The following is a 23337-nucleotide window of genomic DNA, read 5'->3' on the forward strand; positions in this document are numbered from 1 at the left end:
GTTTATTTTTTAAAGTGAAATGTTAAGACCCAATGAATATATACTTACATTGGTGTAAGATCCCCTACCAGCTGTAACGCTCTTTTCCGGATCTAATCCTCTATAATCCGTCTTTACATATGGGTTTTGGGCGTTTACATAAACACGCAATCTGTCCAAACTTAATTTTTCTAGCAACTGATCAGGAAAGGAATAGCCAAGTTGAATATTCTTTATCCTGAGGAAGGAAGCATCTTCAAGAAGGAAAGAAGAATCTTGCCATGCATTGACGTTATAGTTGCTGGACCTAGTTAATCTTGGATAGGAATTATTTGGATTTTCTGCTGTCCAAGCGTTATCTTGCCAGAATGTTGGTATACCAGCTCCATTAAAAAAGGGTTTTTGTTCGTGTTCGGTAATAGCATCTACACCTTCAACACCTTGGAACAGGGCTGAAAAGTCAAAGCCATTATAACCAGCATCCAACGTTACACCATAAGTTAGCTTTGGAATTGAACTTCCTACTGCCTGTCTATCCCCTGCATCGATAATGCCATTGTCGTCAAAGTCTTCAAATTTAACATCTCCTGGTTTAGCAGTCGGTTGCGCACCATGAGCAGTTACTTCTGCTTCATTTTGAAAAATACCTATCATTTTGATCAAGTAAAATTCATCAATGGGGCTCCCTTCGGCTATTCTAGTATATCCACCAATGGCAGGGGCTGGAATCTTTGTAACTTCGTTATCAATAGTGGTAAGGTTAACACCGACACCATAATTAAAATCGCCGATGGTATTTTTATGAGTCAATGCAAATTCAAATCCAGAATTTCTAACCGAAGCCAAATTTACGGTTGGGGGTGATAATCCTCCAATAACAGAGGAAATACTAACCGGTCTTAAAATATCATCTGTCAATTTATGAAAATAATCAACGACTAATCCCAGTTTTCCACCAAAGGCCAAAAGATCAACTCCAATATCAGTTTGGGTAGAAGTCTCCCAGGTAACCTCTGTATTCGGTAAACTGGTCTGTGCAGCTCCACCTACTAGTGAACCTCCATAGGAATAATTTTGACCTAGAGCATACGTTGCGCTGTATTGGTTAGGGTCAATAGCCTGATTTCCTAGTTGTCCCCAAGAACCTCTTAATTTTAAGCTATTAACAATATTACTATCCCTTAAAAATGATTCTTCGGAAATATTCCATCCCGCTGAAACTGATGGGAAAAAGCCCCATTTGTTACCTGGTCCAAAATTAGAAGAACCATCGTACCTAAAATTGGCCTCCAATAGATACTTCTCCTTATAATTGTAGGTTGCCCTGCCGAAGAAAGATTGTAAACCGAATTCCACCAAATATCCTTCAGCAGTGGGGTCTATGGATCCAGCATTTATTTCTTGAAGGGCGTTGCTAGGAATTCCAGCTTTTGTACCTCTTAAATAATCAAACTTGCTTGTTTCTTGCTGAAAACCTCCTAATAATCCTATGTTATGGTTTTCTGCAAAGGTTTTATCGTACGACAATGTACTAATAAAAGTTAGATCAGTATCCTGTAAAGCTCTATTATCGGCAGATAGGGCAGAACCACCAAAACCTAATGGTCGAGCCTCAAAAGTTTTTGGATCGTAGGTGAAAATTTCCGGTCTAAATATTTTTTGGAATTGATTTCTTTTGGATACACCTACTGTACCTCTATATTTAAAGCCTTCTAAAATCTCATATTCACCGGACAAGTTCAATACAATATTATCTTCACCGATATGATTTTTTCCATTCTGGGCAGCTGCCAATGCATTTTGAGAAGCACTTCCGATCCATGTATCACCATATCTACCATCTTCGAGAAGAGCGGTGTAATATGGTTTCGCTCTATTTACCCATCCGGTCAAAGTTCCTGATCCCATAGGAGATTCATATACATCATCATGTCTGCCGGATATTTTGACAGAATAATTGAATTTTTCCGATACTTTTGAATCCAAATTGAACCTAACGTTGTACTGTTGGGCACTAGTCCCCAAGAGCACCCCATCTTGATCTAAATAACCTACGGAAAAGGAATATCTGGTACTTTCATTACCACCGCCTATTCTTACGTTATGTGAATTGATTTGTGCAGTTCTATACAAAAGGTCATTCCAATCTGTGTTAGGATAGATATAAGGATCTGTTCCAGTTCTAAATTCACTAATTTGAGCCGATGTAAAAAATGGCGAGGCCGTAGGATCTTCATTTTGAATGGCAAGATTATACAACTCCATCATGTCTGCTGAATTTGTTACATAATCCGTTAATCTTGTTGCATTTTGTACACCAGAGTAAAAGTCATAAGCAACGGTAAGTTTACCTTCCTTTCCTTTTTTTGTTGTTATAAGTATAACACCATTAGCTGCCCTGGACTGGACCCATAAATTGAGGTTGATGCTGCATCTTTCAGAACAGTTACACTCTCAATATCTGATGGGTTTACATTACTTAAAGATCCAGCCAATCCATCGATTAATACTAAAGGATTGTTATTACCTAGTGTTCCAACACCTCTAATTCTAATGGCGGCATCGTCTCCTCCTGGTCTACCTGAAGTTTGCGAAACCGAAACTCCTGAGGCCAATCCAGATAATAACTGTGTTGCACTGGTAATAGGTCGATTCTCTATTTCTTCTGCATTAACTGTAGTTATGGCCCCGGTCAGATTAATTTTCTTTTGGGTGCCATATCCCACTACAACTACTTCATCTAACTGACTTGCATCTTCTTTTAAAGACACGTTAATTGAATTTCTACCATTTACTGGTACTTCTTGGGTTAAGTAACCCAAATAAGAAATGGATAGCACATCGGAATCTAAAACATTAATGGAATAGTTTCCATCAAAATCCGCAATAACCCCCTTTGAGGTTCCTTTTACTGTAATGGAGGCTCCCGACAAGGGAACTCCCGAAACATCTGTTACAGTTCCCTGCACTTCACTGTTTTGTGCTTGAATTGAATAAGTGAGCACTAACATGAATAGGATAAATCCTTTTGAAATTAGTTTTTTCATTGATTTAATTTAAGTTAATATTTAGTTGATCTTAAAGTTTAATAAGTGTTTAACAATTAATAAGGTTTACGTCATAAGGGGCTTTTGTTTTGGGTTATTGATTTTTTGTCTGCAACTATTATAAATATAAAATCATTAAATACTATTTAGGTTTTCAAGTGGATTGGGCTAGATCTTTAGTTGGATAACCCATTCCATTTGCATGGAACGGGTCTTTAAAAAACAACTAACTCAAACAACTCAAAATATCATTAAATGGTGTAATAACCAATGTTTAATACGTGTCCTTAATCCAGTTATATGGCTTTCTCTTAATCCAAGTACCTCTGGTAAAATCAGGGAAATCCTGTGGTTCACCATTATTTTCAATGGATAGTTCAGATAGCGGGGTAACAGCACTCCAGGCAGCTGCATCGTATGCATCCATAGGAGGTGCGATATTCTCCTTGGCAGATTCTATAAAGGCGTTCATAACATAGAAATCTATTCCTCCGTGACCGGCTTCAGTGGCGCTACTGCCAAATTTTTTCCACAAGGGATGATCATACTTTTCCAACCAGGTATCCATATTTTCCCAACCATGGCCTTCAGTGGTGCCCTCGATATGGATTCGTTGTGTGTGATAGTCGAAATCCGTAAGCCCTTGTGCCCCTTGAACTTTAAATCCTAATGAATAGGGGTGGGGGTTATTTACGTTATGGGTAACAATAATTGTTTCTCCATTGGAAGTTTCTATGGTAGAGGTAATGATATCTCCCTGTTTAAACTTTAGTTTCGCATTGGGATGATTTTCGCCAGCGGTATCTACAATATATTTATGCAAGCCAACACCTTTTGTAGCATGTGATGTAAGTGATAGAAATCGATTTCCTCGATTGATATCTGCCATAACGGCTATTGGTCCCAAACCATGGGTAGGATAGACATCGGCGTTTCTTAACAGGGAATGTTGTGTCCTCCATGCCGATTCTGAAATACCTTTGTCTCCAAATTCGGCACCTTTGCCATATGCCGTTTTCCCGTCATTAAATTTCACCCCTCGTAAATCGTGCTGATAACCACATCTAAAATGCAATAGTTCACCAAAAACATTTTGCTTTACCATATTCAAAACGGCAAGTACATCGCGTCTATAGTTTACATTTTCCAATATCATTAGATGGGAACCAGTTTCCTCATGAGTGTTTACAAGATCCCAACATTCCTCTAAGGTATTGGCAGCCGATACTTCAATACCGGTATATTTACCCGCTTTCATGGAATCTACTGCCATTTTGGTGTGCCATAACCAAGGGGTGGCGATAACCACTGCGTCTATCTCCTGTAGCGCCAACAGATTTTTATAATCGTGTTCATTCTTTCCAAAAGCCTTCGCTTTCTTTCCTCTTGCTTTTTGTATATGGTCTTGTGCAATATCAATACGGTTTTGGTCTATATCACAAATGGCAGTTACAACTACATCATTTCTCCTTAAAAGATTGTCAAGGTGATTGGTTCCTCTTAGCCCAACACCAATTACAGCTACTTTTAATTTTTGTAGGTCTTTGGCCAAAGAATTGGTCCAACCTAGATTGGGAAGTAAAGCAATACCGGCACCCGTAATGGCGGTTTTTTTAATAAAGTTTCTTCTATGATTCATCAATCTAGTTTTAAGGGTTAATTAATGTTAAACAAATATTAAAATTACGTATATGATAAAAGTGTATATTTTTTGCTTTGTAGGGGTAAATTTTTGGAAAAAGAGCCATATTGCCGAATATTTACACCTTTTAAGTAAATATTCCTCTTTTACAGTGAGGTATTTTTAGGGTACATTTGTTAAAGCTCTATAAAAGCGTTTATTGGGATTATATCGAAATATATGAGAAGGGAAGGTATTATTTTGAAGACATGGATGTTCCTGATTTTGGGAGTGCTTTTTAGTCCCCATGTATTGTCCCAAAAAGGTGCTAATTTCATTCATTTACCCTTTAGATTAGAGAACCAGGGTGTAAAAGTGACCCACACTGTCCAAGACAGTTTAGGTTTTGTTTGGTTGGCTCACGAAAATGGGGTTTCCAAGTATGATGGTTATAATTTTGAGTTTGTTCCTTCCTCCAAAATATTTAAAGATAAAAATTCAACAGACCCTGTAAAAAGAATAACTAAAGATAACCACGGTACTATTTGGGTATTGTCCTTAAATGGACAATTATCCTATTTAGAAAGAAATGGTAAATTTTCTTCCATTGATAATAAAGTACAAGGTTTTCAGAATAGACATAAAACGTATCTGACACAAAGTGTTGGAGAAAATCTTTTCTTGGCAACGCAAAAAGGGTCTGTTTTCGCTTACAATCATGTCCATGCTCGGATGGATAGTATAACAACTATTCCCAATATTTCCCTGGATGGATCCCTAATTATATCCATGGTTGTCAGAAAATCCAAGGAATTAATTTTAAGTACCTACTTAGGACCTATTTATTCATACTCCTTAGATAATCGTAAGTTGGATACCCTAGATGTTCTTTATGATTATATGCTTCCCGAAAGCGCTCTTTTAACATTGGACAATAAAGATAGGCTTTGGATATGTTCATCATATGCAAGCTTTGGTTTGCAAGTTTATGATTTTGAAAAAGATAGCTTTGTTCAGGACGAAATCTTTCAAAATAATACGGCATCCCAGTTGAATGAAGTTTTTATGGCCATTTATACTGATTTCAATGGTAATATATGGTTAGGTACGGATGGAAATGGTCTCTATAGAATTGATCCAGAATTAGGCAAAATAGACATCTTTAAGAATAATGTTTTAAATGACTTTTCGCTTAGCAGTAATACTGTAATAGACATAAATGAGGATGTTAATGACAATTTGTGGGTGGTTACTAATTACGGAAATCTCAACATTTTAAGGAACGAGAATAGCCAGGTGCATTATCATTCTGGATCTAAACAAGACAAACCTGCTAGAGTTTTATCTACATATAAGACAAAAGAGGGTACTTTATGGATAGGAACCGATGGAGAGGGTATTACCAAAATAGCACCCAATGGTGAAGAGGAACAGTTCTTTGAAAATTCCATCGATCATAAGGGATATTATATTCATTCCATAAATGAGGATCATAAGGGTAATATATGGGTAGGGACCTATAAGAACGGATTATGGGTGTACAACGACCTGAACCATAAGTTTTCTAAAGTCCCGCTGCGGAATTCAAGAAATAATATGGTCTTGGACGTTCGTTTTATTTTCAAAGATTCTAAGAAAAGAATGTGGGTGACAACAGACCTGGGGGTATACATATATTCGGATAATTTTACCTTGTTGGCCTATTTTGAAAATGGTACTGCTGGATTAATTGGGTCAATTTCACAGTCCGTGGTAGAAGATTTCTCGGGTACTGTTTGGCTTGCTTACAATGGAGGTGGATTATTTAGGTTTAATGAAAATATAGATAACCTATCAAAGTCAAGGTTCACTAGGTTTTCTGATCTTAACGATAATAATGTTGCCAACAAAAATCATGACATTTGGTCAATGGCATCTGATGGAGAGAATACTATTTGGATGGTTACCGTGAATGGGGATTTGGTGAAGTTTAGTATTGCTAATCAAAAATTTGAACATATTAGGATTAAGGGAACTTATGACAACACCATATTTAGGTCTGTTTTATTGGAAAATAAGGGTAATTTATGGTTGGGTTCAACCAATGGCATATGGAATTTGAATGTTAGGGATTCAATCTCAAGGGTTTTTAAAAAAAGTGATGGACTTCAGGATGATTCCTTTATGCAACGAAGTGCCCATAAAGGACAGGATGGAAATTTCTATTTTGGGGGATTAAATGGGGTGAATTATTTTAAGCCTAGTGAGATCGTAAAGAAGGAGACTATTGCTCATTTATTTATAGAAAAAATAGATATTTTAAATCAACCTGCCAATTCCGTTATTCCAGATCAAACCAAAGTAGGGGTTGAAATGATAGAGGAATTGAAACTGGATCATGACCAGTCCTCATTTTCTTTTCGCTTTTTGGCAATAGACAATGTACTTTTTGCCAATTACAACTATGCCTACAGATTAAAAGGATTCAATGATCATTGGATTTTCTCCGAAAAGGAGCGCTTGGCCACCTATACAAACATACCTCCAGGAAATTATACTTTTGAAGTAAAGGCCAGTTCTGGAAATAGTGAATGGGACATTGAACCGAAATCAGTAGGTATCTATATTTCACAACCATTTTGGAAATCTCCTCTGGCTCAATTTTTTTATACACTTTTATTAATTGGTCTAGTATACGGTATCATAATCTGGATTAGATTTAGAAATAGAGTAATTGCCGATGAGCTGGAACACCGACATGAAAGGGAGCTATATGCATTAAAAATGGACTTCTTTGCCAAAATGTCCCATGAAATTCAAACGCCATTGACCTTGATATTGATTCCCTTGGAAAATATGTTGGACCGGGCTAGGAAAAGCGGCAATGTTCTTTTACAACAACGTCTTCGTTTAATATCCAATAATGCCAATAGATTATCAAGGATCGTTTTCGAACTTACATCACTACGCGATAAGGAACTGGAGAAGTTGACATTGAGACCTACAGAAAATAATCTTGTACAAGCTTTAAAGGATATTTCCAATTCTTTTGAAGAACAGGCGGCGTTTAAAGGGATCAGTTTTAAATGCAGCTATCCCAGCGAAGAGCTGAAAATTTGGTACGACAAGGATAAAATGGAACATATTTTTTTTAACCTCCTGTCCAATGCCTTCAAATTCACCCCCAAGGGTGGGGCAATAACTTTGGATGTAATAGTAGAGGATTGGGAAAGAAATGTAAAAATATCTGTAACCGATTCAGGTCCTGGAATTCCAAAGGAGGAGCTAGAAAATATTTTTCAATTGTTTTATCAGGCCGATTCAGGTAAGCAAAAAGTAGGTACTGGAATAGGTTTGGCCCTGACAAAAGAACTGGTTGATTTACATAACGGTAAGATCGATGTAAAATCGGACACCTCAAAAGGCACATGTTTTAGTGTTCGATTTCCTCTTGATGAAAATAGGAAGGACAGTTTACAAAGCGATTTAATAGTTGCGGATGCCATTATTGAAGCAGAGGATATTGACAATGAAATAAAGGAGGAAATCTATGCAGTAGGGAATACGAAACTGGCCAAAACTATATTAGTGGTAGAGGATAACTATGAACTGCAAATATCCCTGAAGGATATTTTTAGTAATTACTATAATGTTCTCTTAGGGGAAAATGGGGAAGAGGGCTATGCCTTGGCATTGGAGCACAACCCAGATTTGATAATTAGTGATATTATGATGCCAAAAATGGATGGTATAGAAATGAGTGCCAAGCTTCAAAAAAATGAGCATACCACTCATATTCCTATAGTACTCCTAACCGCAAAAAAAACATCAAAAAACAAAATACTAGGATTACGTACTGGTGCCATTGAATATATAAATAAGCCTTTTAATATCAACGAGCTAGTGTTAAAAGTAAATAACATCATCACAAGAGGTGATCGATTGATTTTAAAATATAAGAACGATCTTATAAGTACCCCAAAGGGTGGGCCAGGTAAATCCCAAGATGAAATTTTTCTTGAAAAATTGGTTGGTCTAGTTGAAAATCAGATGATTAATCCTGATTTTAAGCTGGAGAATTTGTCGAGCGACCTAAACATGAGCTATTCTGCGATTTATCGAAAATTCCAAGCTTTGACTGGCAAGAAAATAGTAGATTTTGTTAGGACCATGCGGCTTAAAAAAGCAGCTATTTTAATTGCCGATTGTAATTATTCCGTATCAGAGGCCGCATTTTTGGTAGGCTTCAACGACCCTAAATATTTTTCGAAATGTTTTAAAAAGGAGTTTGGTAAGAATCCGAGAAGGTTAAAGGGAAAAGTAGAGGGTAGTGGGGTATCGGATTTATAGCGTTTAGAATTTAGTTAGATACTAACAACTTTTACGACCATAATTATTAAACTGACGCAAACAAATATTTTGGAGTTAAGGTTTCCAAAAGAGTAGCAAATAATATTACATAACGGTATATGGGATATAGGAATAGTATTGGAATATGTTTTTTATTATTGGTTTGGTCCTGTACCACTTTGGCCAAACAAGATGTTCCCGAAGAAATTGTTCAAGAAGAACTAGTTTTTACCGAAGCGATAAATCCCGGTGGGAATAGCTGGGTAGTAAATAATGTGGAGGAGAATCAAGAGCTTATTTCCGATAAGGGGATACGGAATTGGAATGATGGGAAAACTATTATTCGCACCTATTTTAAAACCGATAAAACGGGTCCATTGAATGTTGGCTTAATGCTTAAGGTGTCTAATGGAATCTCAAAACTTAAAGTTTCATTGAATGGTATCGTAAAGGAGATTGAAGTTTCCCAACAGGAGAATAAAATAGTGGAGGTCGGAGTCTTTAAAATTACCCAACCAGGGTATCACTATGTGGAACTGCAAGGTTTGGAAAAAACAGGAAGTACTTTTGCGGAAGTTCAGGAAGTGCTTATGGGTGGACAAGCTGCAAATGGCAATCTTACCTATGTGAAAGAGGATTTTTATTGGGGTAGAAGGGGGCCATCGGTACATTTGTCCTATGCCACTCCGGCCGACACGGACATTCAGTGGTTTTATAATGAAATAACGGTACCCGAAAATGAGGATGTAATAGGATCATATTTTATGGCCAATGGTTTTGGAGAAGGCTATTTTGGAATGCAAGTAAATTCGGAAACGGAAAGAAGAGTACTTTTTTCCGTGTGGAGTCCGTTCGAAACCCAGGATCCCAAAAGTATCCCTGATGAGTATAAAATAATTTTACGGGGTAAAGGGGAAGGAGTAACTACGGGGGAATTTGGGAATGAAGGTTCTGGTGGACAAAGTTATAAGGTGTTTAACTGGAAAGCGGGGAACACTTATAAATTTTTATTAAAGGGTGAACCTTCGGTAAATAGTTCTACGGATTATACAGCCTATTTTTTTGATCCGGAAACTGAGAAATGGAATTTGATAGCCAGTTTTAGAAGACCACATACCAGTACCTATTTGACCAGGCCACATTCCTTTCTAGAGAATTTCATGACTGAGGTGGGCCACATATCCAGAATGGGGGAATATACCAATCAATGGATTTACGACACTAAGGGCACTTGGCACGAACTTACCAAAGCCAAATTTACAGCAGATGCCACGGCAAGAAAAGGATCAAGGGAAGATTATGCAGGGGGTGCTATAGGGAACAAATTTTTCATGAAGAATTGCGGTTTTTTTGATGAAAAAACTGCCATGGATACCTTCCATGAAAGAACGGCCAACGGTGTAGCTCCGAATATCGATTTTTCATTATTGGAGAAACCAGTGCAATAGCAATAAATCCATTAGGAAATGTGTTAATTTGAAAATTGGTAAAGGAGCTAAAGGGAATTGAAACGGGCAATTGATATTAAAAATATTGATTGCTTAGAAGCCAGAAGCCATATAAAAAGAGAAAAGAAAATAGAATTAAGACAAAAAATAGAATCAAGACTTTAGTTATTAGATTAAAAAGGCGTCAAGCCAGAAACCAAAAAAGATACAATGAACAAATTAATTACTCTAATTTTAATTCCATTCACCTTTTTATCCTGTAAGGAAGAAAAAAAAGCAGAGGCCATCTTGGCTCAGAACTCCAAACCCAACATCATCTACATTTTGGCAGATGATCTGGGATATGCGGAATTGGGAGCCTATGGACAGGAAAAAATTGAGACCCCTAATATTGATGCCCTGGCTAAAGAAGGTATGTTGTTCACACAGCACTATACCAGTGCCCCTGTTTGTGCTCCTGCTAGGTACATGTTACTTACCGGGACACATTCTGGACATGCCTATATTCGGGGCAATGAAGAATGGGGAGAACGTGGTGATGTATGGAACTACAAGGCAATGGCCAAGGATTCCGTTTTGGAAGGACAGCGACCTATGCCGGACAGCACCATTACCATAGCCAAAAGGCTAAAAGGAGTTGGGTATAGCACGGCCATATTTGGCAAATGGGGACTGGGAGCTCCGCATACCCGATCCATTCCAACAAAAATGGGCTTTGATTACTTTTTTGGATATAATTGTCAACGCCAGGCGCATACTTATTATCCATTGCATTTATACAAAAATGAAAACAGGGTACACTTAGATAATGACACCATTGCACCCAATACTAAATTGGCCAAAGAGGCAGACATAAACGACCCGGAAAGTTATGCCCCCTTTACATTAAACGATTATGCACCGGACCTTATGTTTAAAGAACTACAAGGTTTTGTGGATAGAAACAAGGAGAATCCGTTCTTTATTTATTGGGCTACACCAATTCCCCATGCAGCCATTCAAGCTCCTCAAAAATGGGTAGATTATTATAAGAATAAGTTTGGGAAGGAAGAACCCTACCTAGGTGAAAGAGGCTATTTTCCACATCAAAACCCCCATGCCGGTTACGCTGCCATGGTTTCTTATTTGGATGAAAACATAGGGAAATTAGTAGCGAAGTTGAAGGCAGATGGTCTATACGATAACACCTTGATTGTTTTTACATCGGATAATGGTCCCACTTTTAATGGAGGTTCGGACTCCCCTTGGTTTGATAGTGCCAAACCATTTAGAAGCGAGCTGGGTCGTGGAAAGGGATTTGTATATGAAGGCGGAATTCGGGTGCCTATGATAGCTTCATGGCCCGGACATATAAAGTCAGGAACCACCACTGATCATATTTCTGTGCAGTATGATGTTATGGCCACCTTGGCAGATGTAGCAGGTTATGAAAAACCAAGTTATACGGATGGGGTAAGTTTTCTGCCTACCTTACTTTCAAAGGGAGATCAAAAGGAGCACGATTTTCTATATTGGGAGTTTCCTGAATATGGCGGGCAATTGGCTATTAGAATGGGCGATTGGAAAGTGGTGAAATCCCATCTGAAGGATAATAAAAATAAACCAAAATTGGAATTGTTCAACCTAAAGACGGATATTAAAGAAACTACAAACGTTGCGGATCAATATCCAGAAATACTTGAAAGAGCTGCCAAAATATTGGAAAGTCAGCATAAAGAACCTTCCATTGAAAAATTTAAGATTCCGGCCCTAATTGAAGGTCTGTGAAGAAATGGATTTCATAATGGACCTATTATTAAGTAGCATATATATCTGCTCAGTATTTCAAATTAAATATATTTAATTAACCATAATTAAAAAATGAAAAACATTATAATTATTTTGCCCGTGGTTTTATTATGGGCTCTTTCAGGTATTGCACAAAACACAGGAATAATTCCACAGCCTTTGAGGGTAGATATGGAAGAATGGGAGTTTATTATTACTTCCAATACGCCTATAATAGCTGACCGCCCCAACCAAGAAAATGCAAGCTATCTCCAAGAGTTATTGAAAGTGGAATATAAGAAAGAATTGCAAATTAAAAGAAAAGGGGGAAAAGGAATCATCCTTAACCTCAACCCTAGTTTGGCCCAGAAATTAGGGAAAGAGGGATATACCTTAAAAGTGGGTAAAAGTGCCATATCCATTTCTGCAGGGACAACTACAGGTGTTTTTTATGGTATAATCTCCCTTAGACAGTTAATCCGGACGGTAGAGGACGGTAAAAATAGGAACCTATCAATTTCCGGTATGAGCATTGAAGATCGTCCACGATTTAGCTGGCGTGCTTTTATGCTGGATGAAGGCAGGTATTTTAAAGGAACTGAACAGGTAAAAAAACTACTGGATCAGATGTCACTTCTAAAGATGAATGTTTTCCATTGGCATTTAACAGACGACCAAGGGTGGCGATTGGAAATAAAAAAGTATCCAAAATTGACCCAAGTAGGATCCAACAGGAGCAATTCCCAAATTGGAGGATGGGATAGTGCAGAAAGATCTAACACCCCTCACTCCGGATATTATACCCAGGAAGAGATTAAGGATATTATTGCATACGCCAACGAAAGGCAAATTACTATTATTCCTGAAATCGAAATGCCCGGTCATGCATCCGCAGCTATTGCGGCATATCCTTGGTTGGGAACTATTGGAGATCTTAATGAGGTACCTACTGTTTTTGGAAAGCTCCCAGACTCCTTTAATGTGTCCGATCCACGGGTTTATGAATTTCTTGAAAATGTACTATTAGAAGTTATGGAGTTATTTCCTGGTAATATAATCCATATTGGCGGGGATGAAGTAAAATTTGATGCATGGAAATCTTCAGTGGAAATTCAAAATTTTATGTTAGAAAACGGATTGATATCTCCAGCCGATTTGCATATTTTTTTTACCAACAGAATATCAAATTATTTAAATAAAAACGGGCATCGAATGATGGGCTGGAATGAAATTTTGGGAGAAAATGTTCATGAATGGCAGGAAACTACGGACATTGAGGTCAAAGAAAATTTGGCAAAAAACACACTGGTTCATTTTTGGAAAGGGAATTTAGACCTGGTGTCGAAAGCGGTTCGTGAGGGATACGAAATTGTAAATTCTTATCATGAATATACCTATTTGGACTATTCTTATAAATCTATTCCCTTGGAAAAGGCCTATAGTTTTGACCCCATTCCTGAAGGATTGGAAGAAAAACTTCACAATAAGGTCATTGGAAGTGGATGTCAAATGTGGGGGGAATGGATTCCTGACACTATTGACATGGATAAAATGGTATTTCCTAGATTGGCAGCTTATGCCGAGGTTGGCTGGACCTCTAAAACAAGAAAGGATTATCCAGTTTTTCGTGCCAACTTGAATCGATTATTGGTGGGATGGAAAGATCGGGGATTTACATTGCCAGAGAAATTTGAAAAAGAGGATTTTAAAGAAAATAGATAAACTTAAACATCATATGAAAGTATTAATTGCTTTTTTTTTGCTGGGTAGTTGGATCAATATTGCGGTCGCTCAGGAAAAAATTACAGGGGATGAGCTAAAAGAACACATTACCTATTTAACGGCCGAAAAAAATGTAGGTCGGTATCCAGGAGGAAAAATCAATAAAAGGATCGTTAGCTACATAGAAAAGCATTTTAAAGAATCCAATATCCCTCCTTATTTGAAATCCTATAAACAACCATTTATGGCCCAATTAAGGGTTAAAAAAGGGGATAAACCTAAAAAGGCCGTTAAGACTTGGAACATTATAGGTTTTATTGAGGGAAATGATCCTATTTTAAAAAATGAATTTATAGTGCTTGGAGCCCATTATGATCATTTAGGTCTGGGTGGTGGCCCCTCCTCAAAATCTGACAAGATAAGCATCCATCACGGTGCAGACGATAATGCCAGTGGAACTTCTGCCTTAATGGAAATAGCCGAAGAGTTAATGGCGAATAGGGCCGAGTTAAAAAGAAGTGTTTTATTGGTTGCTTTTGGCGCTGAGGAGCAAGGGCTATTGGGGAGTAAATATTTTGCGGATAATCCGGTTGTACCATTATCACAGATCAAACTTATGATAAACATGGATATGGTAGGTAGATTAAACGAAGCCAAACAGGTTTATATGGGGGGAGCGGGAACCTTTCCGGGAGGTGTGGAATTAATGAAGGAGTTGGGACCGCCTTTGGGATTATCACCTGTGGTTCATGCCGGCTCTGTAGGAGGTTCAGATCATGTGTCTTTTTATAAAAAAAACATTTCGGTTCTGGGAATCCATACTGGGGGCCATCCTCAATACCATACCCCTGAGGATACGGTAGACCTTATTAATTTTGAAGGTCAGAAACAGGTCTGCGAATATATTTTCAACGCTATTATGAAAGTGGCTTCAACAGCTTATGCTATGAAATTTATTCCCCAAGGGGAATAGAATCACTTTCGTTCTTTACATTTGCAGAATCATAAATTATTTAGAATGCAATATTATAAGCTATTAAGTGCCCTTCTATTGGTGGGATTGTTGATTCAGTGTAAGGACGAAAAGAAGTCAACCGTTGAAAAAGAAGTTAATGCCCCGATTTCAGAAGCAATGGAATCCAAAATTGATACCACCCCTATTTTAGTGGAAAAACCTGTGAACATACAGGCACCTAAAGGAATGGTGTGGATTCCAGGAGGGGAGTTTACACAAGGTGCTGTACCCCAGGATAAAATGGCTATGGATCATGAAAAACCGGCCCACAAAGTAAAGGTCAATGGTTTTTTTATGGATATCACAGAGGTAACCAATGCGCAATACGCAAAATTTGTAAAGGAAACTGGATATATTACTATTGCGGAACGGGCAATAGATTGGGAGGAAATGAAAACCCAAGTTCCTGAAGGCACGCCAAAACCGCACGATTCCATATTACAGCCAGGCTCCTTGACATTTAAGAAGACCAAGGCTTCAGTTCCCAATCTTTATGATTTCTCACAATGGTGGAACTGGACCATTGGGGCTAACTGGAAGCAACCTAATGGACCTGGTAGTTCCATAAAAGGTAAAGATAACGACCCTGTTGTGCAAGTGGCCTATGAAGATGCCTTGGCATATTGCCAATGGGCAGGTAGAAGATTGCCCACAGAGGCAGAATGGGAAAGAGCCGCAAGGGGAAATAAGTCGGAAAGTATCTATTTTTGGGGTGATGACGATTCTGTCTTATCCCAAATGGCAAATACATGGGAAGGAGAGTTTCCTGTAAATAACAGTAAGGCGGACGGCTTTGAACAGCGCGCGAGAGTAAAATCTTATCCTGCAAATGATTTTGGATTGTATGATATGGCAGGTAATGTTTGGGAATGGACAAGTGATTGGTACAATACCAATTATTATAATGAATTAAACGCTTTAAATGGTCCAGCGGTAAACCCTCAAGGAGCTACAAATCCTTATAATCCCAATATGCCATACGCAAGGGAGAAAGTAATGAGAGGCGGTTCTTTTCTTTGCAATGCTTCTTATTGCGCCAGTTATAGGATATCCTCAAGAATGGCGTCGAGTTTGGATTCCTCTTTAGAACATCTAGGATTTAGGACTGTAGCCACTGTACCTATGCTATCAGAGGAAAAATAATAATCGTTATCACTTAATTTTATAATCCTCTGGGTTTCTGCTTAGGGGATTTTTGTTTTAAATGTTGTCTAATTTTGGTCATGTAAGAGGTGGCTGCCGGTTTATAAACGTAATACTTACGTTTATAAAAGTATTTTGCTATATTTGTGGTCTAATATCACTTTGACATATGTCTTTTCCAGAAAAATTTGTCCCAGAGCTTGTTATTGAATCCCCCGGAAGGATCAATTTGATTGGAGAGCATACGGACTATAACCTTGGTTACGTATTACCAACGGCCATTGAGAAAAAAATCACCTTTAAATTCAAAAAGAATAATTCCAAAACGGAATGTAATCTTTATAGTTTAGGTTACAACACTGGTTTTACGCTGTCTTTGGATAAAATAGCCAAGAGCAATGTAGAGTGGGAAAATTACATTCTAGGTGTTTTAAATGAAATACTGTTAAAGACAGATAAATTACGGGGTTTCGATTGTACCATTGAAAGTAAATTACCAATGGGTTCTGGTCTAAGTTCTTCTGCAGCCTTGGAATGTGGTCTGGCTTATGGTCTTAATGAACTGTTTGGTCTTGGTCTTTCGAAAATGGATATTGTGTTTCTTTCGCAAAAAGCGGAACATAGCTTTGTAGGAACACAATGTGGTATAATGGATCAATTTGCCTCTGTAATGAGCGAAAAAGGGCATGTAATCTTGTTGGATTGCCAGTCTTTGGAACATCAGCAGATTCCTATACAAATTGATCCCTATAAAATAATAATGCTGAATACCAAAGTTGCCCATAATTTGGCATCCAGTGAATATAATACAAGGAAACAGGAGTGCGAAGAGGGTGTTGCCATATTAAAGAGACATTATCCGGAGGTTACTTCTTTGAGAAAATCCACTAACGAAATGTTGGAAGCTTGCAAAGGTGAAATGAGCACCACTATTTATAAAAGATGTTCTTTTATCATCAGGGAAAATGAAAGGGTCTTGGCCACTGCCAATGCCTTACGGAACAATGATTTAAAACTATTTGGTGAGTTGCTATATGAGGCACACGACGGAATAAGTAAATCCTACGAAGTTAGCTGTCCGGAATCCGATTTCTTGGTCGATTTTTCCAAACAATACGATGCAGTTCTGGGAGCTAGACAAACTGGCGGCGGATTTGGCGGATGTACCTTGAACATAGTGCATAAAGACATGGTAGATGAGTTTATAAAAGAAGCTACCAAGGCATACAAAGCAGCTTTCAATATAGAATTGGATGCATTTGAAGTTAAACCAAGTGCTGGTACCTACATACAGAATTAAACGTGATGGCAAATAGTTTTAATAACAATCCGCATAGAAGGTTAAACATCCTTACAGGAGAATGGATTTTGGTATCCCCTCATAGAACTAAAAGACCTTGGCAAGGTAAGACCGAGAAAAGTGCAACCACGGACCTGCCAGTGTTTGACCCGTCTTGCTACCTTTGTCCGACCAATGAAAGAATGGGAGGAGGGGTTAATCCTAGTTACGATAAACCTTATTCTTTTGTCAACGATTTTTCGGCACTTTTACCAGATGTTGAAGTTGAAACATATGAGAATGGTCTGCTTTATGCTGAAGCTGAATCCGGTATTTGTAAGGTGGTTTGTTTTTCCCCGAATCACTCCCTTACATTGCCCTTAATGTTAGTATCCGATATTACAGCTGTAATTTCACTTTGGCAAGAAGAATATAGGGAATTGGGGAGTAAGGAAAGCATTAATCACGTTCAGATTTTTGAAAATAAAGGTGGTATAATGGGATGTAGTAATCCCCATCCCCATGGTCAAATATGGGCGCAGAATAAAATACCGCAAGAGGTACAAAAGAAAATAGGCAACCTAAAGGCCTATTGGCAAAAGAACAATAGAAGTATATTGGAGGATTATATTGAACAGGAATTGAAGTTGGACGAGCGTATTATATTGGAGAATGAGCATTTTGTGGCTCTTATTCCTTATTGGGCGGTATGGCCTTATGAGACTATGATCGTTCCCAAAAGAAAATTGGCACATATCGGTTTACTTTCGGAATCCGAAAAGATATCCTATGCTGAAATCCTTAAACAGCTGACCATCAAATACGATAATATATTCAACACCTCTTTTCCGTATTCTTCAGGGATACATCAGGCACCAACAGATGGTAATGACCACCCTGAATGGCATTTTCATATGTCGTTTTATCCGCCATTATTGCGTTCGGCGACCATAAAAAAGTTTATGGTTGGATACGAGATGTTTGCAAATCCACAGCGTGATATTACGGCAGAACAAGCTGCAGAAACAATGAAGTCTTTGCCCAATACACATTACAGCCTGTTAGAATAATAGATTTAAAATTGAAATCTTTTATAAATGCTCAGGACCAAGAAGGGTTTCAAGACCAATGTTACTTATAATAAGTGTGTATTTGGTAGGGAATAACCAACTCTGCCCAATTCTGTTTTAGCTTTGTCCAACACAAACGGGTTGTTGTAAACAATTGATATTGTTTTGTTTATAATGTCAATGTCCAAAATTCTCAAATCCAAAATCCGACTGAGGTTTCTAGTAATTATATTTTTACCTTCTTCGGAATTAAGCTGTTCAATTTTAATCAATGTTGTCATGGGATCAAGGTATTGGGTTACTACTTTCAAAATTAAAAATCCAACACTTTATGTGAAATGATTTAAATCAGTTGCAGTTTTTTTTTCAATTTTATGTTTTTGAGCTCTAATGGGGAGATATCTTAATTTGAACTTTTAGACTTTAAGGGAAACCTATAATGTTGATTCACAAATCCATTCTTACTCCATCTGTACTGATGGGCTTATTCATAGAGATCAAGCCTGTTTTTGAGATGGGTGATCTCATCCTGCATTTTTTCAATTCTATTAAGGAGTTGGGTTATAACCGATATGCCTTCCAAATTGATGTCCAAATCGGAATAGAGCCTAATTATTTTTTCTGCTTTTGGCAATTGCTTAATGGGGAGGTATTGAACGTTTTCTTTAACAACGATGTCTACTAGTCCAAATTCATAAAGTTCCATTACAAAATGGGTTTCAATTTTATGACTTAAACAGAAGTCGGTTATTAGTATATATTCCTGTTCCATGTTATTAAATTTGGTGATTTTATTTACTTGAGGCCATAGATCAAGTTTCTTTATCCACTTACATTATTCTTTCTTAGCGCTGTTAGTTCTTTAAACAGTGCTTTTTCTTTCGGTGTTAAATTAGTCGGGGTAACAAGGTTATAGGTTATATATAAATCCCCGTAAACATCATTTTTTTTATAAACAGGGAAGCCTTTGCCTTTTAATTTAATTTTGGTACCGTTCTGCGTTTCTGGTTTAACATTGAGTTTTACTTGTCCGTCAAAAGTATTTACCATTATTTCTCCACCCAACATGGCTGTGTATAAGTCTAGGTCAACGGAAGTGTAAAGGTTGTTTCCGTCCCTTTTAAAGGCGGTATCGTTTATGATTCCAAAGCTAATATATAGGTCACCATTTGGCCCTCCTTGATGTCCAGGTCCACCATGTCCGCTAATCTTTATCGTTTGCCCATTTTCGATTCCGGCAGGAACCGTAATCCTAATATTTTTACCGTTTACTTGGAGTGTTTGCTTGTGGGTACTAAAAACATCCCTAAGATGTAATTGCAACTCCGCATTTAAATCCTGCCCTCTAAAACCTGTCTTTCCCCCTCCCGAAAAATTACCGGACCCTCCAAACATAGATTCGAAAAAATCTGAGAAATCGCGTTCTCCATAATTTTGTGAAGAGCTTCTCTGGCCTCTACCACCGGCGGAACCCTGTGAAGCCCTTGCCTTTTCAAACTCTTCAGCATGTTGCCAATCCTTTCCGTACTTGTCATATTTTTTACGCTTTTCCGGGTCGCTAAGTACTTCGTTGGCTTCATTAATTTCCTTAAATTTCTTTTCGGCCTCTTTGTCGTTGGGGTTTACATCTGGATGGTGTTTTCGTGCAAATTTTCGATATGCCTTTTTAATGTCGCTTTGGCTGGCACTTTTGTCCAAACCCAATATTTTGTAGTAGTCTATAAAATTCACCTGTCCGTTGTTTATACTTTACACTTTATTGCCTGTTCAATCAAGAATATCAAAAGCATTGCAATTGCAATACTTTCTTTTACATTTTTGAATAAAATAATTGAGCAATCTGCATGTCGTAAAATTATTGAAATCGATCCTAGAAAGAGCTGATTAAAATCATATCTCGCTTCATATTTTTGCTTAAATTTAATAGAAACTTAATAATAATCGCTATTGGAAATTATTTTAATCAAGTTAAACAATAATTTATTCCATTGGTAGATTTTTAGGATGTATGACATTTAGGTTAGAAACCTTGGTGCCAATTGACTTTTGATAATCTAAATATATTTTCGAATGAAAAATATTTTAATACCCACAGATTTTTCGGATAATGCATACAGAGCAATTTCCTATGCCGTGCGTTTGCTTAAGAATGAGGATTGTAGTTTTTATTTGTTGCACACCTATACACCGGCCATTTATCAGTCGGAGTATTTGTTGCATAGTCCAGGGCAATTAGGCCTTGGAGATATATACCGTGCCGATTCAGAAACTAGATTGGAAGAATTAAAATCAAAAATAATTTCAAATTATAACAATCCCAGACATCAATTTATTACACAAAGTGCTTTTAGCGTATTAATGGAGGCCATAGATGAAATTGTGGAGCGTAAGAAAATAGACCTTATAATTATGGGGACCCAGGGAGCTACGGGAGCAAAGGAAATATTTTTGGGCAGTAGTACAGTGCATACCATTAAAAGAGCTAAATGTCCAGTACTGGCCATTCCCTTTGCTTATGAATATGAGACTCCAAAAAGCATTTTATTTCCAACAGACTACGAAATTGATTACAGTTTAGCCTTACTGAGAGAAGTATTGCTTATTTCGGAAATTCATAAATCAACTATAGATATAATGCATGTCTGTACCAGTTATGAACTTACCGATAAACAGGAAAGGAACAAGAAAAAATTGAACGCATTGCTTTCAAAAACGGAACACCGGTTCCATGAACTACCAGATCAAGGAGTTATTGAAGCGATCAATAATATTCAATCTGAGCAGCATGCCCAACTTCTGGTCATGGTTAAGAATAAGCATAGTTTTCTAGAAAATCTATTTTTAAAACCGGTCATAAATCAAATTGGGTTTCATACAAGTATACCGTTCTTAGTCTTGCCATTTCATTGATTGGGATAGCTGTATAATTGACAGATTTTAGAAAATCATTATTTGTTAAATGGATTTGGCCTGCTATAACCGAGAACACAAGTATGGGTAAAGGGAGTAAGTAGTCTTGTAGAATACAGGAGTGAAAAAGTTTATTTTTGAGCAAAGATTCGCAGAATTGAAAACCTTAGATTGTATTTTGGAATTTGTTTTTTGTTTTCTTCAGTGGAATCAAATTTCAGAAGTTTTCCAATTTCACAACAAATACATAGGTTTTGGTTATATGCTTTAACTAACCATAGGTTAAGCCACTACTTTTATAATAACTTTTTATAACTTTTGCTGTAAGTTTTTTATTGAAAATCCTACTTTTGCTTTCTAATAAGTAATGAAGACATTGATTATGGCAGAAAAAGTAGAACGTTTAAAAACGTTGATTATTGGTTCGGGACCAGCAGGATATACTGCGGCAATATATGCGTCTAGAGCAGATTTAAAACCGGTATTGTACACAGGAATGGAACCTGGGGGGCAATTGACTACTACTACAGAGGTTGATAACTTTCCTGGTTATCCAGACGGGGTCGACGGCCCAACGATGATGATACAATTACAGAAGCAGGCTGAAAGATTTGGTACTGAGGTACGCATTGGTATGGCCACTGCTGTGGATTTTAGTGATGAAGTAGGTGGCATACATAAGGTTACCATAGATGACAACAAAATTATTGAAGCAGAAACCGTAATTATCTCCACTGGGGCTACAGCAAAATATTTGGGTATTCCTAGCGAGCAAAAGCTACGTGGCGGCGGAGTATCGGCATGTGCCGTATGTGATGGTTTCTTTTACAAAGGACAGGATGTAGCCATTGTTGGGGCAGGTGATACTGCCGCGGAAGAGGCGTCTTATTTGGCCAATATTTGTAAAAAGGTTACCATGTTGGTAAGAAAGGATGAAATGCGCGCTTCAAAAGCTATGCAACATAGGGTAAATAGCTTGGACAATATTGAAATCCGTTATAATACTGAAGTGGATACCGTTTTGGGTGATCAAGTGGTAGAAGGCTTAAGAATGGTCAACAATGTCACTGGAGAAAAAGAGGATATTGCTATTACCGGTTTGTTTATTGCCATTGGTCATAAACCAAATACGGATATTTTTAAGGGACAATTGGAAATGGACGAAACAGGGTATTTAATTACCCAAGGTAAATCTACAAAAACAAGTAAACCCGGAGTTTTTGCCAGTGGAGATGTTCAGGATAAAGAGTATCGACAGGCGGTAACGGCTGCTGGAACAGGTTGTATGGCGGCCTTGGATGCTGAAAGATACTTGGCTACGGTAGAGACCCATCAAGAGGTTTAGTCCAAAATTGATGCTTGGAAATTATTGAATACGCCCCTCCACTTTAATTGGGGAAAAACAAAAACAATCTGTATTTGGAATTATTATCCACCTACAGATTGTTTTTTATTTGGTACCATGTGTACCGCATATCTAAGATCCTCTATTGAAATAGTTTAAGGTGCAATATTAATTTAAACGCTTATAATTTTCGGAATTAATACGATTTCCATCTGCATCAATAAAGATTTGGCTGTAATTATCACCTTCCAATTTGAGTTCCATGTGCCATTCCATATTTTCATTGGCAACTTTTCTCATAGAGGATGACATGTATTCCAATTTTTCTGTCAATGTACTGTCCGTAGCGACATAGGAACCATAGCCAAACCATTCAATGGAATCCGTTGGAACATAGCGTGTCCACATAACTTTTCCTTTATAATACATTTTAATTTGACGGTAACCTTCCGTAGGAGGAATGGTCTTTATTACATCGTTGCCATCGTAATTGTTAAAACTTACTAGTTCCCAGGTACCTTCAAGGGTATTTGGGCTTTGAATTTTTGTAGAAGCAATTTTGGTGGCGGACACCAAAAATAGCATCAAGAAAACTATTCCAAGTATTTTTTTCATGACTATTTTATTTATGAGTTTAGATACTAATAAGTTACGACTTTTTT

General features: G+C 37.5%; 16 protein-coding genes. 10 read left to right on the forward strand and 6 right to left on the reverse strand.

The genetic code is table 11. The annotated features are described in order from the left end of the window. Positions 1-9 precede the first annotated feature (9 nt). From CWD90_RS17820 to CWD90_RS17830, 3 genes are all read right to left on the reverse strand, one after another. Positions 10-2406: a SusC/RagA family TonB-linked outer membrane protein gene (locus CWD90_RS17820; protein ID WP_103477427.1), complete on the reverse strand. Its 2397-nt coding sequence runs from the start codon at positions 2404-2406 to the stop codon at positions 10-12. Further along, on the reverse strand, positions 2352-3026 hold the full coding sequence (locus tag CWD90_RS17825) for a TonB-dependent receptor plug domain-containing protein (RefSeq protein ID WP_103477428.1): 675 nt from the start codon (positions 3024-3026) through the stop codon (positions 2352-2354). Before CWD90_RS17825 ends, CWD90_RS17820 begins: the two co-directional genes overlap by 55 nt. Positions 3027-3300: 274 nt before the next feature. Next, a complete protein-coding gene (locus CWD90_RS17830) occupies positions 3301-4665 on the reverse strand; it encodes a Gfo/Idh/MocA family protein (protein WP_103477429.1) in 1365 nt (454 codons plus the stop codon). 222 nt (positions 4666-4887) lie between these two features. Between CWD90_RS17830 and CWD90_RS17835 the strand changes: the two genes are divergently transcribed. From CWD90_RS17835 to CWD90_RS17870, 8 genes are all read left to right on the forward strand, one after another. Further along, on the forward strand, positions 4888-8976 hold the full coding sequence (locus CWD90_RS17835; protein WP_103477430.1) for an ATP-binding protein: 4089 nt from the start codon (positions 4888-4890) through the stop codon (positions 8974-8976). A 119-nt stretch (positions 8977-9095) separates the two neighbouring features. Beyond that, the gene (locus tag CWD90_RS17840) at positions 9096-10424 is read left to right on the forward strand and encodes a DUF3472 domain-containing protein (protein ID WP_103477431.1); all 1329 of its coding nucleotides are present in this window, start codon (positions 9096-9098) and stop codon (positions 10422-10424) included. Positions 10425-10634: 210 nt separating this feature from the next. Then, positions 10635-12191: an arylsulfatase gene (locus CWD90_RS17845; protein WP_103477432.1), complete on the forward strand. Its 1557-nt coding sequence runs from the start codon at positions 10635-10637 to the stop codon at positions 12189-12191. 93 nt (positions 12192-12284) lie between these two features. After that, positions 12285-13913 (forward strand): beta-N-acetylhexosaminidase, encoded by a 1629-nt coding sequence (locus CWD90_RS17850; protein ID WP_103477433.1) that lies wholly within the window; start codon positions 12285-12287, stop codon positions 13911-13913. Between the two features lie 13 nt (positions 13914-13926). Continuing rightward, positions 13927-14886 carry a M28 family metallopeptidase gene (locus CWD90_RS17855; RefSeq protein WP_103477451.1) on the forward strand — a complete coding sequence of 320 codons (960 nt, stop codon included), beginning with the start codon at positions 13927-13929 and terminating at the stop codon, positions 14884-14886. A gap of 45 nt (positions 14887-14931) precedes the next feature. Next, the gene (locus tag CWD90_RS17860) at positions 14932-16071 is read left to right on the forward strand and encodes a formylglycine-generating enzyme family protein (protein ID WP_103477434.1); all 1140 of its coding nucleotides are present in this window, start codon (positions 14932-14934) and stop codon (positions 16069-16071) included. Between the two features lie 169 nt (positions 16072-16240). Then, complete coding sequence (galK, locus tag CWD90_RS17865) at positions 16241-17371, forward strand: galactokinase (RefSeq protein ID WP_103477435.1); 1131 nt, start codon at positions 16241-16243, stop codon at positions 17369-17371. Between the two features lie 5 nt (positions 17372-17376). Further along, positions 17377-18420 (forward strand): UDP-glucose--hexose-1-phosphate uridylyltransferase, encoded by a 1044-nt coding sequence (locus tag CWD90_RS17870; protein WP_103477436.1) that lies wholly within the window; start codon positions 17377-17379, stop codon positions 18418-18420. Between the two features lie 484 nt (positions 18421-18904). Here the strand turns inward: CWD90_RS17870 and CWD90_RS17880 are convergent, their stop codons facing one another. Both CWD90_RS17880 and CWD90_RS17885 read right to left on the reverse strand, forming a co-directional pair. Beyond that, positions 18905-19192, reverse strand: a complete 288-nt coding sequence (locus tag CWD90_RS17880; protein WP_103477438.1) for a chaperone modulator CbpM — start codon at positions 19190-19192, stop codon at positions 18905-18907. A gap of 50 nt (positions 19193-19242) precedes the next feature. Beyond that, a complete protein-coding gene (locus CWD90_RS17885; RefSeq protein ID WP_103477439.1) occupies positions 19243-20151 on the reverse strand; it encodes a DnaJ C-terminal domain-containing protein in 909 nt (302 codons plus the stop codon). A gap of 339 nt (positions 20152-20490) precedes the next feature. On the opposite strand from CWD90_RS17885, the gene CWD90_RS17890 reads away from it, so the two are divergent. Continuing rightward, positions 20491-21330 carry a universal stress protein gene (locus tag CWD90_RS17890; RefSeq protein ID WP_103477440.1) on the forward strand — a complete coding sequence of 280 codons (840 nt, stop codon included), beginning with the start codon at positions 20491-20493 and terminating at the stop codon, positions 21328-21330. A gap of 382 nt (positions 21331-21712) precedes the next feature. Then, positions 21713-22675 (forward strand): thioredoxin-disulfide reductase, encoded by a 963-nt coding sequence (gene trxB / locus CWD90_RS17895; protein ID WP_103477452.1) that lies wholly within the window; start codon positions 21713-21715, stop codon positions 22673-22675. Between the two features lie 168 nt (positions 22676-22843). On the opposite strand, the gene CWD90_RS17900 is transcribed toward trxB, so the two are convergent. Beyond that, the gene (locus CWD90_RS17900; RefSeq protein ID WP_103477441.1) at positions 22844-23290 is read right to left on the reverse strand and encodes a hypothetical protein; all 447 of its coding nucleotides are present in this window, start codon (positions 23288-23290) and stop codon (positions 22844-22846) included. Between the last annotated feature and the right edge of the window lie 47 nt (positions 23291-23337).

The organism is Arenibacter catalasegens, assembly GCF_002909235.1.
Taxonomy (GTDB): Bacteria; Bacteroidota; Bacteroidia; order Flavobacteriales; family Flavobacteriaceae; genus Arenibacter; species Arenibacter catalasegens.

Excerpts from the sequence above, each read along its gene's own strand:
- CWD90_RS17830 (WP_103477429.1), bottom strand. The coding sequence starts at position 4,665 with ATGAATCATAGAAGAAACTTTATTAAAAAAACCGCCATTACGGGTGCC.
- CWD90_RS17825 (WP_103477428.1), bottom strand. The coding sequence starts at position 3,026 with ATGAAAAAACTAATTTCAAAAGGATTTATCCTATTCATGTTAGTGCTC.
- CWD90_RS17835 (WP_103477430.1), top strand. The coding sequence starts at position 4,888 with ATGAGAAGGGAAGGTATTATTTTGAAGACATGGATGTTCCTGATTTTG.
- CWD90_RS17845 (WP_103477432.1), top strand. The coding sequence starts at position 10,635 with ATGAACAAATTAATTACTCTAATTTTAATTCCATTCACCTTTTTATCC.
- trxB (WP_103477452.1), top strand. The coding sequence starts at position 21,713 with ATGGCAGAAAAAGTAGAACGTTTAAAAACGTTGATTATTGGTTCGGGA.
- galK (WP_103477435.1), top strand. The coding sequence starts at position 16,241 with ATGTCTTTTCCAGAAAAATTTGTCCCAGAGCTTGTTATTGAATCCCCC.
- CWD90_RS17850 (WP_103477433.1), top strand. The coding sequence starts at position 12,285 with ATGAAAAACATTATAATTATTTTGCCCGTGGTTTTATTATGGGCTCTT.
- CWD90_RS17855 (WP_103477451.1), top strand. The coding sequence starts at position 13,927 with ATGAAAGTATTAATTGCTTTTTTTTTGCTGGGTAGTTGGATCAATATT.
- CWD90_RS17860 (WP_103477434.1), top strand. The coding sequence starts at position 14,932 with ATGCAATATTATAAGCTATTAAGTGCCCTTCTATTGGTGGGATTGTTG.
- CWD90_RS17900 (WP_103477441.1), bottom strand. The coding sequence starts at position 23,290 with ATGAAAAAAATACTTGGAATAGTTTTCTTGATGCTATTTTTGGTGTCC.
- CWD90_RS17890 (WP_103477440.1), top strand. The coding sequence starts at position 20,491 with ATGAAAAATATTTTAATACCCACAGATTTTTCGGATAATGCATACAGA.
- CWD90_RS17840 (WP_103477431.1), top strand. The coding sequence starts at position 9,096 with ATGGGATATAGGAATAGTATTGGAATATGTTTTTTATTATTGGTTTGG.
- CWD90_RS17870 (WP_103477436.1), top strand. The coding sequence starts at position 17,377 with ATGGCAAATAGTTTTAATAACAATCCGCATAGAAGGTTAAACATCCTT.
- CWD90_RS17880 (WP_103477438.1), bottom strand. The coding sequence starts at position 19,192 with ATGGAACAGGAATATATACTAATAACCGACTTCTGTTTAAGTCATAAA.